Raw genomic sequence first — 12,074 nt, forward strand, 5'->3', positions numbered from 1 at the left:
CGGGGCGTGAACGTCTTTTCTGGGCGGAAGTTCCTTGCCGAAGCCTTTTATGGTGAATTGTGGCGAGAGCGCGACCACTGGTTGCATATCTGCAACACAACCGGCCGCACCACCTCGCTTACAGCAACAGTCCACACCAAAGAAGCAAACGCCAGGGTTGCAGCAAGGATCAGGCAGGGGCGAAGCGCGGCTTGCAGTTTCGCGTTGGTGCCTCATCAACCCGCCTGTAGAGAGCGCCCCAGTCCGACAACGGCTCGATTTTAGTCCAGTTCGGCGAGGCATCCATTACCGCGATATCCGAAGCGCCGGCGACCAGATAGCCGCTCGCCACCTGGCAATCGAGCTCATCGCGTCGCAGCTCAAAGATCTTGCGGTGGCCGTAGACCAGAATGTTCTCGTTCATATGATCGTGATCCCAGACCACCGGCATTGGCCCCGGCGGCAGGCTTTTCATCACAGCAGAAAACGCCTCGACGTCCGCGCGCAGCTGACGCTGTCCGCTTGTGCGGCCATCGGTGACGACAACCTGAACAAGCTGCACGATGGCGGCGATGGTCAGCCCGGCACCGATGATGAAATGCGCCATGTAAAGCCGGCGCCAGTTCATCGACACCCAGAGCCCGGCCATGACGGCGAGAGGCCAGGTCGCCGGCATCGAATAGCGCGTTCTGCCGATCGGAAGGATGCTCGTCAGCACGCCCAATGGCACCGCAGCCAGGAGCAATGCATCGATCATCCAGCGGCGCTCCCGCGGCAGGTCGGAGCGGACGGAGACCAGGGCAACCGCTGCCGGCAGGAATGGCAATTGGTAAAGAATCGCCAAAGGCAGATCACTCAGATGCAGCAATCGTGTCAGGCGGTTGTCGCCGCCAACCTCGCCACCGAGCCGCATTTCGCTGACCCAATGCGCGGCACCGGCATCCGGACGATTCGACCAGGCCCAGGCGAGCATCGGAAGATGCGCAACCGCAATGATGGCGACCGCGACAAGCGCCTCGCGCGGCTTACGTTCGAGAAGCGGCATGAGGATCATCGGCAGTGCTGAAAACGCAACCGGGATCGGCCCCTTGGTCATGGCCGCGCAGGCGAGAAGAGCTGCAATGCCAAGCCACAAGGCGGGTCCGAAATGCTGACGAGCACGGCCATACAACCAGAGCGCCAGCGCCATGCCGCAAAGAGCCGTGACTGTGACATCCGTCTCGCCGATGCGTGCCTTCAGCAGTATCTGCACCGAGCAGAGGAAGGCCAATCCCGCTGTCAGAGCGGCCACCTTTCGATCGCGCGGCGCAAGGACAAGTGCAGCGGTACCGGCGGAAAGTGCACCGGCCAATGCCGCAATCACGCCCGGCAGGCGGACTGTCACCTCATCGAGGACACCACGCAACAGACCAACGGCCGCCATCAGCCAGGGCGTGAATGGTGGCTTGTTGACGTAGGGCGTGCCGATGAATTTGAGATGCCACCAGGCACCACCTTCCAGCATTTCCAGGACCTGCAGCGCGCGCCGGCCTTCCTCGAAACGCAGTGGGCGCAGCCCCAGATACGGAAAATAGAGAAGGAGACCCGCGCCAAGCACGAAGACAGGCCAGTATCTGGCCCACCCTTCCAGCATGTTGATCTGCCATTGCGCGGGAGATGCGCGCCAGCCCGGCCAGCCGAGCAGTTGCCTGAGGATACCCGACACGGAATACCGTCCCGTTTAGATGCCTGTCTCCCCCAGCAGTCGGCATTTAGCATGCTCAAATCCCCCTGTCTTGCGCCCGATGCAACGCAGAGGTTGAAGAACGACACCATCGGTGTCACATGATAATCTGCTCGAAACAAACCGCTTCCGGATATCCATGGTTACCTATCTAGACGCCGAAACGGCCCCGCTGCGTAACACCGGCCAGATCAGGCTCTACAATGAGGAAAGCTTCGCCGGGATGCGCAAGGCTTGCCTGCTGACCGCGCAGTGCCTGGACGAACTGGTCGATATCGTAAAACCTGGCGTTACCACGAATACGATAGACCGCTTCGTCTTCGAGTTCGGCATGGACAACGGTGCGCTGCCGGCCACGCTCAACTATCGTGGCTATACGAAATCGTCCTGCACCTCGATCAACCACGTCGTCTGCCACGGGATTCCCGATGACAAGCCGTTGCGCGACGGTGATATCGTCAACATCGACGTTACCTACATCCTGGACGGATGGCATGGCGATTCCAGCCGTATGTATCCGGTTGGTGCCGTCAAGCGCGCGGCCGAACGACTGATGGAAGTGACGCATGAATGCCTGATGCGCGGCCTTGCCGTCATCCGTCCCGGCGTGCGCACTGGCGCCATCGGACAGGCCATCCAGGTTTATGCCGAGGCTGAACGCTGCTCCGTCGTTCGGGATTTCTGCGGTCATGGTGTCGGCCGACTGTTCCATGACGCTCCAAACATCCTGCACTACGGCCATGCCAATGAAGGCGTGGAAATGCGGCCCGGCATGATCTTCACGGTGGAGCCGATGATCAATCTCGGCCGACCGCATGTGAAGGTTCTTTCCGACGGCTGGACCGCGGTAACCCGGGACCGTTCGCTTTCAGCGCAGTACGAACACACGATCGGCGTCACCGAAACCGGTTGCGAGATCTTCACACTGTCGCCGAAGGGGCTCGACAGGCCGGGCCTCCCGCCGCTGTAAGCTGAAACTGGGTGAAGCTGCCCCTGCTCTCATGCCGAAGACGCGTTCAAGGCTGAGGTCCATGACGAGCACGGGGAAAAACGAGCGTCGGTTGCTGGCCTGACAGCGGTATCACCGCTCGGGGAAACAAGCATGGATACAGTCTGGCTGCAGGATTTCCTTGCCGTGATACGCGAGGGCGGGTTTTCCCGAGCCGCCGAGCGACGGGCCATCAGTCAGCCTGCCTTCAGCAGGAGAATCAAATGCCTCGAGGAGTGGGTGGGCACGCCGCTTTTCGACAGAAGCTCGCATTCTATCGAGCTCACCAGTGCCGGCGAACGCCTCAAGCCATTCGCCGAGGAGATCCTCAGGCAACTCGAAAGCGCGCGCCGTGATGCGATGAGCGCTGCCCAGGCGGCAACGGAGACGCTGGTTTTCGCATCGACGCACGCCCTGTCGTTGACGTTCTTCCCGCCTTGGCTGCGCCGGCTGGAAAGTGACAAGCCCTTGATGGCTTCCGTGCAGCTGATCGCGGATTCAATGGTGCGCTGTGAACAGCTCATGATCGAAGGGCGGAGCCAGTTCCTCCTGTGCCATCACCATGCCGCTGCCTTCAACAGGCTGACAGGCGATCGATTTCGGTCCGTGCCGCTTGGCACGGACATCCTCGTTCCCGTTGCCGCGCCGTCCCTCGCATCGGCTGAACTCATGGAGAATGGGCCCTATCTCGCTTATTCTGCTGAATCCGGCATGGGCCGCATTCTGAACGCCGCCTGGGAACAGAACGGCAGGAGCCTGCCACCGGAGCCGGTCTTCTCCTCGCATCTTGCAACGATGCTTGTCGCGATGGCACGCGACGGGCGCGGGCTGGCGTGGTCTCCGCTCAGCCTGGTTGCCGAGGATATCGCTTCCGGACGCCTGGTGAAGATCGGCCTGCCGGAGGACGAGGTCTCGATCGACATCCATCTTTTTCGCGCCAAGGCGCGGCAGACCCAGACAGCGGAACGCTTCTGGCAGCGTTTGCTACGCGACCGTGATCAGCTTGCGAAGAACGACAGCAGCTCTTCCGTCACCAGAGCTGGGCATTCCTCCTGAAGATTATGGCCGCAATCCAGCGCCCTGCCCCTGACGTCGAGCGCTTTCTCCCGCCAGGTCTGTTCGACGTCATAAAGCGTGCCGACGGTTCCACGCGCGCCCCACATGGCAAGCAGGGGTACGGCAATGCGTTTGTCGTCATCCGTGGCGTCATGGACAAGATCTATACCGGCCGCGGCCCGGTAATCTTCACAAACGGCATGCTGTGTCCTGGGGTCGCGATAGCAGCGCAGGTATTCTGCCATGACCTCGGGTTCGGTTGCATGCACAGCACCGTTTTGCCGGCCAAGATGTGCCTGCAGAAAATATTCCGGATCAGCACCCATGAGCCGCTCCGGCAACGGGTGGGGCTGGATGAAGAAAAACCACCAGAAGTACCGCGTGGCAAATTCCCGGTTGGTGCGCGCATACATCGTCGCGGTCGGTGCGATGTCCAGCACTGCCAGACTGGTTACGGCATCTGGATGGTCGAGCGCCATGCGGTGGGCGACGCGTCCACCCCGATCGTGTCCCGCCACGACAAAACGCTCGAACCCCAATGCCCGCATCAGTTCGACCTGATCCCTGGCCATCGCCCGCTTGGAGTAATTGACGTGATCATCTCCGCCCGACGGCTTGCTGCTGTCGCCATATCCGCGCAGGTCGGCCGCGATCACGGTGAAGTGTCGGGCAAGTACCGGGGCGATCTTTCGCCAAGTTACGTGCGTTTGCGGATGCCCGTGAAGAAGCAGGAGCGGCTGCCCCTCGCCCGCGATCGCAAAGCGCAGTCTCGTTTCCGCCGTCGAGGTGAAATCGAACAGATCGAAGCCTTCCAGGAATGGCGACGATCCGATCGGCTTCAGTGATCCTTCAGCGGTCAGTTCGCGTCCAGCCATGGATTGTCCCGCAGATGCTTGCGCTCGAAGGCGCTGATTTCATCACTCAACTCCAGCGTCTGGCCAACAGCATCAAGCCCCTTGAGCAAGGCGTTCTTGCGTATCGCCTCGATCTTGAAACCGATCTCCAGGTCCTGGCCACTGATGGTCTGGCTGTCCAGATCGATGACGAGCACGTTGTCCTCGGGCAAGCCGGCGCGCTCCTGCAGACGCCTGACGTCAGGCTCGCCGAGCTCGATTGCGAGCAAGCCGTTACGGGCGCAGTTATCGAAGAAAATGCCCGCAAAACTCTCCGCGACGATGGCGCGGATGCCATATTGCATAAGCCCCCAGACAGCATGTTCCCGACTGGATCCGCAGCCAAAATTGGCGCCGGCGATCAAAAAGGCGGCATCCCGCCATTGCGGGCGGTTGAGGATGAATTCCGGACGAGCCCCGCCCTGCTCGTCGAAACGGAGATGGTAGAACAGTCCGCGGTCGAGACCGCTGCGATCTATTCCTTTCAGGAACTGCTTGGGCATGATGACATCGGTATCGATGTTGCTGGCCGCGAGCGGTACTGCAACACCCCTCACCTTGACAAAGGCTTGCATCTCTAACGTTCACTCGCGATTTGACGAACATCCGCCAGGCGACCAGCCACGGCCGATGCCGCAACCATTGCCGGGCTCATCAGATGCGTGCGTCCCCCGGCACCCTGACGATCCTCGAAATTTCGATTGGTGCTGGACGCACACCGCTCCGCCCGGGCGAGGACGTCGTCATTCATCGCCAGGCACATCGAACACCCCGATTGCCGCCATTCGAAACCAGCCGAGGTGAAAACGCGATCGAGGCCTTCGGCTTCCGCCTGGCGCCTGACCGACATTGAGCCGGGGACAACGATCGCCCTCACACCTGGCGCGATTTGCCGCCCTTCCAGAATTCGCGCCGCATCGCGCAGATCCTCGATGCGCGCATTGGTGCAGGAGCCGATGAATGCTGCCTGGATTTCGATCGAATCCACGGGCTGACCGGCTCTGAGATCCATGTAAGCCAAAGCGCGCTCGATGGCTTGCCGGCGAACAGGATCCGGCTGCAGACGGGGATCCGGTACACATTCGGTGATCTTGACCGCCTGATCCGGGCTCGTTCCCCAGGTCACCATGGGTGCGATTTCCCCGGCGGCCAGGATGACTTCCCTGTCGAAAACCGCATCCTGATCCGTCTGCAGCGATGTCCAGCTTTCAGTTGCCAGTCGCCAAAGCTCACCTTTGGGCGCCCGCGGCGTTTGCGAGAGGTAGTCCATGACCTTTTCGTCGGGTGCTATCAGCGCGCCGCGTGCACCGCACTCGACCGCCATGTTGCACAGCGTCATGCGCGCCTCGATGCTGAGCGTACGGATGCCTGCGCCCTGAAACTCGATCGCATAACCCGTCGCGCCCGAAGCACCGATCTTCTCGATCAGCGCCATGACGACATCCTTGGAACGCACACCTGGCGGCAGATGCCCCTCCAGTGTGACACGCATTGACGCCAGCCGCTTGTAGATCAGCGTCTGCGTTGCGAGGTAGTGCTCGATATCGGATGTGCCGATGCCGAAGCCGAGGGCACCAAACGCACCATAGGTGGTGGTGTGGCTGTCACCTGCCGCAATCACCATGCCCGGCAACACCAGGCCGATCTCAGGCATGACCACATGTTCGATGCCTTGCATGGCATGCGTCATGTCGAAAATCTCGATGCCGAAATCGCGGCAGTTCTCGGCGAAATATGCGGTCTGTCTCGCTGCGTCCCCCGGCATGGTGATGCGGCCGACGACGGTTGGATTGACGTGGTCGACGACACCGAGAGCCGCACGAGGACGCCAGACGGAACGGCTGGCCAGACGCAGGGCGGTGAATGCCTGCGGTGACGTGTATTCGTTCAATACGGTGCGATCGACATAGAGCACGACCTGCTGACCCTGCTCGTCGAGCTTTCTCACCGTGTGACGATCAACGAGTTTGTCGTAAAGCGTTCGAGCCCTGTACACCGCCGCAACCTCCGGTCTGTGACGGAAAGGTTAGCGTCGGCGAACGCGAGCGGTCCCATGCAAAACTTGCATCGATTAATCGGCAAATCCTGCTGGCCGTCGAGCGTGCCGAATTACTAGGGTGGCTTTGCCGGTCAGCCAATGTGCTGTCGGCCAATGAGCAGAAAATGCGCCATCGTTGTCGACAGTCCATCGGCGGCATTCAGCCAGAAAAGCCGGGACGCGAACAACGCCAGGGGAAATTTTCGTCTGTCGAGCAAGGTCTTGCCGGGCGAATGCAGCAAGGACCGGGGGAGACAACATGCATCGGATTGTGAGCTTCTTTGGCGGCCATCTCATCCACGCCGATCGAAATGCGATCGAACGTCGCCGGTATTGCGGGGAATGATGCAGGCTTCCCTGACCACCTTCCCGTCATCTGCCGTGGAAGAAGCAACTTCCATCCGCCGTCACCTGCACAGCAGACCCGAACTGAAATTCGAGGAAAGGGAAACCTCCGACCTCGTCGCCAGTTTCCTCGTCCGGCATGGCTACGAGACGAAGCAGGGTATTGCGGATACTGGCGTGACTGGCGTTCTCGATACCGGACGGCCAGGTCCAACCCTCTGTTTTCGTGCCGACATGGACGCCCTGCCAATTCAGGAAGAGACAGGTCTGCGCTACGCGTCAACCGTCCCGGGCAAGATGCACGCGTGCGGCCATGACGGACATACGGCTTCACTACTGCTGGCCGCCGCGAAGCTTGCTTCGGAAAGCGACCAACTGGGCGGGCGTATCAAACTGCTGTTCCAGCCTGCAGAGGAAGGCGGCACCGGCGCTGCCCGCATGATCGAGGAAGGCGCACTCGCCGGGGTTGACGCCATTTACGGCTTTCACAACCGTCCGGGCTATCGGTCAGGCCGGGTTTTCGCCAAGGCGGGGCCGGCCATGGGCGGCACGTCTGTCTATGATGTCACCATCATCGGCAATGGCGGCCACTCCTCTCGGCCCGACCTGGCAGTAGACCCGATTTTCGTGGGCGCAAGCCTGATCCATTCCATGCAAAGCGTGGTGTCGAGACGCCTTTCTCCGCTGGAATCGGGAGTGGTCAGCGTCACGCAGTTCCATGGCGGCAACGCCCACAACATCATCCCCGGCCGCGCTTCGATGACGATCAACACACGCGATGCCAGTCCTGAAACCGGGGCCATGATCGACCGAGAGCTCAATCGTTTGATCACGAGCATCTGCCACGCCCACGGCGCCGAGGTGGAGCTGACGCGCATCCTGCGCATTCCACCCGTCGTCAACCACGACGCTGAAACCGAGTTCACCGTGGCTGTCGCTGCCGATGTCGTCGGGCCCGACAACGCGGGATATGTCCATCAGCTTCCCACGATGGGAGCCGAGGACTTCGCCTTCTACCTCGAGAAGGTTCCCGGCTGCTTTTTCTTCGTCGGCAATGGCGAAGACAGCGCCTATCTCCACCACCCCCTCTACGATTTCAACGACGACATTCTACCGGTCGCCGCGGGCATGTTCGCAGGAATTGCCCATCGGCGCCTCGGCCCTGGTGCCCGCTCACGGGATGGATGACAGCACCTTCGTGCAACGGGTCAGCAAAGCTCTCTTTTGCGAGCGCACCAGCCAATCCAATGGAGGATCTCTCACGTGTCGGTTCTTGAGCCACAGGACTATTTCCGGCTGCGTCTGCCGTCAGACCCGCAGATTTCACCAGATGGGCGCTATATCGCCTATGTGCGCGACCGGCCGGACGTCATCCAAGATGCCTGGTCTTCGAATGTACAGATCATCGAACGCAAGTCCGGCAAGGCTGAAGATCTGGGCGATGGGTTCCAGCCACGCTGGTCGCCGGAATCAGGCCGCCTCGCATTTGTGAACGCCGGCGACGATACGAATGAAATCCGCCTTTGGTCCGCAGCAACTGGCGAAGCCGTCACAGTCGCCAGCCTGCCGTCGACACCCGAAGGCCTTGCCTGGTCTCCCGACGGTCGAACAATCGCATTCGTCATGCGGGCGCAGCTGGCACGACCCGGCCAGGCGAACAACCAACCGGCACCGGCCTGGCATGCGCTTCGTACGGAACATTGGGCGCGGCCCGGTCAGTACACGGAAAAGCTGCTGCGCCGAATAGAAGGCGTCGACGCCGAACTGCTGCCCGAGGGGCATCACCAGATCTTCCTGCTCGATGTCGCGACGGCCACGATCCGGCAGCTGACCTTCGATCCGTTCGAACATGGCGGTCCGCTGGCGTTGATCACAAAACTGAAGCTCGCCGGGCATATCTCCTGGTCTCCGGACAGCCGCAGCCTGGTGATGTCGATGCTGCGCGATCCGACCCCACCTGGTCCAGTCGACCCGGTTCATGCCGTGGCGGCGGATGTCTACAGCTTTTCGATTGCGGACGGTGCCGTCACCCGCCTGACCCGTTTCGGCGGAACGATTGCTCATGCCTCTGTCTCACCTGATGGCGAGTGGATCGCGTTTGTCGGCTCCCGTGGACCACAGAAGAGCTTCCGCACGAATGTCGTCCATGTCATGAGCCGGTCGGGCGACAATCTCCGCGCCTTGAACCATCCCGACGGACTTGAAGTCCATCAGGAATTGCTCTGGCTGCCAGACAGTTCGGGATTGCTCGCCCTCGTCCCGCACGAAGGCACCGGATCCCTGCAGAAGGTCGACCTCGAAGGGCAATGGACGGTCCTGTCGCGAGAGGTGGGAGGCTCGGCGGCATCCGGATATGTGCTGTGGAGCAAGTTCGTTTCCGTCTCACACGATGGCGAGATCGCGATATTGCGGGGCAGTTCGACACGGACCGACGAAGTCGCAATCCTCTCCCCTGATGGCGCGCGCTGCCAGGAGGTGACGCGCGAAAGCGACTGGATGTCGGACATAACCGTCGCACCGATCGAGCCGATGTGGCTGGCAACCAGGCAGCCCATGCAGGCCTGGCTTGTCCGGCCAGCCGACGCACCTGCCGACAAGCCGCTCCCCATGATCCTGTGGCTCCATGGCGGCCCCTATCTGAGCTGGGGGCCACATTTCGCGGTCATACCGCAGCTATGGGCGGCGCGCGGCTATGCCGTGCTCATGATGAACCCTCGCGGATCGCTCGGTTATGGTGAGACCTTCACCGATCATCTGGAGCATGATTTCCCCGGCGCCGACGATCTGATGATCGCCGATGCCGTTGACCTGGTGGTCAAGCGCGGCGGCATCGACCCCGAGCGCGTCTATGTCGCGGGGGAATCCGCGGGTGGCGTGCTGACAGCCTGGCTCATCGGTCACACCCATCGCTTCGCAGCGGCCGCTGTTGTCTATGGAGTCGTCGAATGGATCAGCCAGACACTGCTCCAGGACCGGCCGGACTACTTCGCCTATCGCTGGCGGTCGGGGCCGCCTTGGGATGCCGGCAAACAGGAAGTGTACTGGCGTCATTCGCCGCTGGCCCTGGTCGGCAATGTCCGCACACCCACGATCGTCCTGTGTGGCGAACGCGACTGGCGTACACCGATCACGCAGTCGGAAATGTACTTCACCGCCTTGAAGATGTGCGGTGTCGAAGCCGCGCTGGTCAGCTATCCCGACAACAATCACGGGCTCGAGCGCCATCCCAGCCAATATCTCGATTTCGCCGAGCGGATCGGAGACTGGTTCGAGCGATACGCGCAGGTGACCCTGGCCAAGTCGGCATGATCGCCAACTCGACCGGAGGAGCAGCCGGAGGAAGCTGCTCTCTCGATCGTGACGTTTGACAAGCAGGCCGAGCCAGTCCCGCGGCAATGCAGCGGGATCGGTCAAGATAAGGCCGTAGAAAAAGAGGAAGAAGCCATGTCGCTCAATCAGATGAATCCGCAGGAATTCCTGGAGCTGACCTATGCCCGTGCACGGCAGAGCGTGCTGAGTCGCCGAGCGGTCCTCGGCGGCTTCGCCGCGCTGGCTGCGGCAATGGTTCTGCCGGACCGCGCAGCGTTCGCCGAGGGCCGCGGCGGAACGTTGCGCATCGGCCGCGACCAGGAACCCGACAGCCTGGATCCGCAAAAGACGCTCGTCGCCGTCTCGGACCAGACCAATAACTGGATCTACGAGCCGCTGGCGCGTCTCGACACCGACGGCAATGTCGTGCCCGGGCTGGCTGAACGGTGGGACGTAACGGACAACAACAAGACCATCGTGTTCCACCTGCGCGACGGCGTGACGTTCCATGACGGCAGCCCTGTCGATGCAGAAGCCTGCGTGTGGACCACGCAACGGATCATGGACCCGGCCACGGCATCGCCATCCGCCTATCTGCTCGGCCCGTTCGACAAGGCCGAGGTGATCGACCGTTTGACCGTTGCCTACCATTTCAAGGAACCTTTCGTGCCACTGTGGATCGGCCTCTCAAGCCCCGCGGCCGCGATCCTGCCACGCAAATCGATCGAAGCGCTTGGCGATCAGTTCGGCCGCAATCCCGTCGGCTGCGGGCCCTTCCGTTTCTCGGGCTGGGCGCCCGATACCGGCATCAAGCTGGTGCGGTTCGACGACTACAAATGCGGCCCGGTGGGGGCACCGGATGAAGTGCAATTCCTGTACTTCCCCGAGGATTCGACCCGGATCGCGGCCCTGGAGACAGGCGAGATCGATGTGCTGGCCACGGGTCAGGCCGTACCCGTCGACGCAGTCCGCCGGCTGCGCCAGAATGGCGAGATCCAGCTTCTGTCGCGAGCGAGGCAAGGATTGCGCGCGCTGGTCTTCAACATGAGCAAGGCGCCGTTCGACGACATTCGCGTGCGCCAGGCAGTTAGCCATGCGATTGACCGCGAAAAAGTGCTGGCGTTTGCTCTCGACGGCAACGGCCAGATTGCGCATGGCCCCCTGCCCACGACCATCCCGGGTTACTCAAAGGCGGTCGAGACGCTGGACTATCCCTATGACCCAGCCAAGGCCAAGGCGCTGCTGGCCGAGGCCGGCCAACAGGCAGGACTGAAGCTGCGCATGATCACCTCCGATATGCCGCCGGTCCGCCGGACGGCCGAGATCGTGCAGACCGAATTGCGTGACATCGGCATCGAACTCGAGATCCAGTCGCTTCCGGTTGCCGAATGGGCCTCGCTGTCGAGCAAGGGCGAGCACCACATCTTCTTCATGGCGTATGAATACAACGATGCCGATATCCTCTACGCGGCGCTGCACAGCCAAGGGTCATACAACCGCAGCTTCCACAAGGACCCGGCGCTGGACAAGCTACTCGAGGCGCAAAGGGTGGCGTTCGATCCAGCCGGGCGCCAGACGCTTCTCGACGACGCACAGGCGCTGATCATGCGCCAAGCCTATTGGGCTCCCCTGTTCGAACCATTGAACTTCGCCGCCCTGTCGTCCGCAGTCAAGGACGCAGCCTTGCGCAGCGACGGCGACATCTCCGTCAGCAGCGCCTGGATCGAGAGCTGAGGAACGGCT

The 12,074-nt window shown here is 61.7% G+C and carries 9 protein-coding genes; 5 read left to right on the forward strand and 4 right to left on the reverse strand.

Annotation, left to right across the window (positions count from 1 at the left end):
- Positions 1-169: 169 nt before the first annotated feature.
- Positions 170-1,684: a glycosyltransferase family 39 protein gene (locus C1M53_RS29095; RefSeq protein ID WP_129415545.1), complete on the reverse strand. Its 1,515-nt coding sequence runs from the start codon at positions 1,682-1,684 to the stop codon at positions 170-172.
- A gap of 157 nt (positions 1,685-1,841) precedes the next feature.
- On the opposite strand from C1M53_RS29095, the gene map reads away from it, so the two are divergent.
- Positions 1,842-2,672, forward strand: a complete 831-nt coding sequence (gene map, locus C1M53_RS29100; protein ID WP_129415546.1) for a type I methionyl aminopeptidase — start codon at positions 1,842-1,844, stop codon at positions 2,670-2,672.
- A gap of 132 nt (positions 2,673-2,804) precedes the next feature.
- Positions 2,805-3,746: a LysR family transcriptional regulator gene (locus C1M53_RS29105; protein ID WP_129415547.1), complete on the forward strand. Its 942-nt coding sequence runs from the start codon at positions 2,805-2,807 to the stop codon at positions 3,744-3,746.
- Here C1M53_RS29105 and C1M53_RS29110 read toward each other — a convergent pair.
- The 3 genes from C1M53_RS29110 to leuC are packed head-to-tail and all read right to left on the reverse strand — an operon-like array spanning position 3,689 to position 6,635.
- Positions 3,689-4,621, reverse strand: coding sequence for an alpha/beta hydrolase (locus C1M53_RS29110; protein ID WP_129415548.1), 933 nt, complete (start codon positions 4,619-4,621; stop codon positions 3,689-3,691). The two genes, C1M53_RS29105 and C1M53_RS29110, sit on opposite strands and share 58 nt — an antisense overlap.
- Complete coding sequence (gene leuD / locus C1M53_RS29115; RefSeq protein WP_129415549.1) at positions 4,603-5,214, reverse strand: 3-isopropylmalate dehydratase small subunit; 612 nt, start codon at positions 5,212-5,214, stop codon at positions 4,603-4,605. Before leuD ends, C1M53_RS29110 begins: the two co-directional genes overlap by 19 nt.
- 2 nt (positions 5,215-5,216) lie before the next feature.
- Entirely contained in the window at positions 5,217-6,635 is a 1,419-nt protein-coding gene (gene leuC, locus C1M53_RS29120) for a 3-isopropylmalate dehydratase large subunit (RefSeq protein ID WP_129415550.1), read from the reverse strand.
- Positions 6,636-6,899: 264 nt separating this feature from the next.
- Between leuC and C1M53_RS29125 the strand changes: the two genes are divergently transcribed.
- The 3 genes from C1M53_RS29125 (at position 6,900) to C1M53_RS29135 (ending at position 12,065) form a co-directional block, all read left to right on the forward strand.
- Positions 6,900-8,210: an amidohydrolase gene (locus C1M53_RS29125; RefSeq protein ID WP_245488341.1), complete on the forward strand. Its 1,311-nt coding sequence runs from the start codon at positions 6,900-6,902 to the stop codon at positions 8,208-8,210.
- Between the two features lie 75 nt (positions 8,211-8,285).
- Entirely contained in the window at positions 8,286-10,331 is a 2,046-nt protein-coding gene (locus C1M53_RS29130) for a prolyl oligopeptidase family serine peptidase (RefSeq protein ID WP_165358276.1), read from the forward strand.
- Between the two features lie 135 nt (positions 10,332-10,466).
- Positions 10,467-12,065 carry an ABC transporter substrate-binding protein gene (locus C1M53_RS29135; RefSeq protein ID WP_129415552.1) on the forward strand — a complete coding sequence of 533 codons (1,599 nt, stop codon included), beginning with the start codon at positions 10,467-10,469 and terminating at the stop codon, positions 12,063-12,065.
- Positions 12,066-12,074: the final 9 nt, after the last annotated feature.

This window comes from Mesorhizobium sp. Pch-S (genome assembly GCF_004136315.1).
Lineage (GTDB): Bacteria > Pseudomonadota > Alphaproteobacteria > Rhizobiales > Rhizobiaceae > Mesorhizobium.

What these genes read in the sequence shown, in the direction of transcription:
- C1M53_RS29135 (WP_129415552.1), top strand. Translation starts at nt 10,467, where the DNA reads ATGTCGCTCAATCAGATGAATCCGCAGGAATTCCTGGAGCTGACCTAT.
- C1M53_RS29105 (WP_129415547.1), top strand. Translation starts at nt 2,805, where the DNA reads ATGGATACAGTCTGGCTGCAGGATTTCCTTGCCGTGATACGCGAGGGC.
- C1M53_RS29110 (WP_129415548.1), bottom strand. Translation starts at nt 4,621, where the DNA reads ATGGCTGGACGCGAACTGACCGCTGAAGGATCACTGAAGCCGATCGGA.
- leuD (WP_129415549.1), bottom strand. Translation starts at nt 5,214, where the DNA reads ATGCAAGCCTTTGTCAAGGTGAGGGGTGTTGCAGTACCGCTCGCGGCC.
- map (WP_129415546.1), top strand. Translation starts at nt 1,842, where the DNA reads ATGGTTACCTATCTAGACGCCGAAACGGCCCCGCTGCGTAACACCGGC.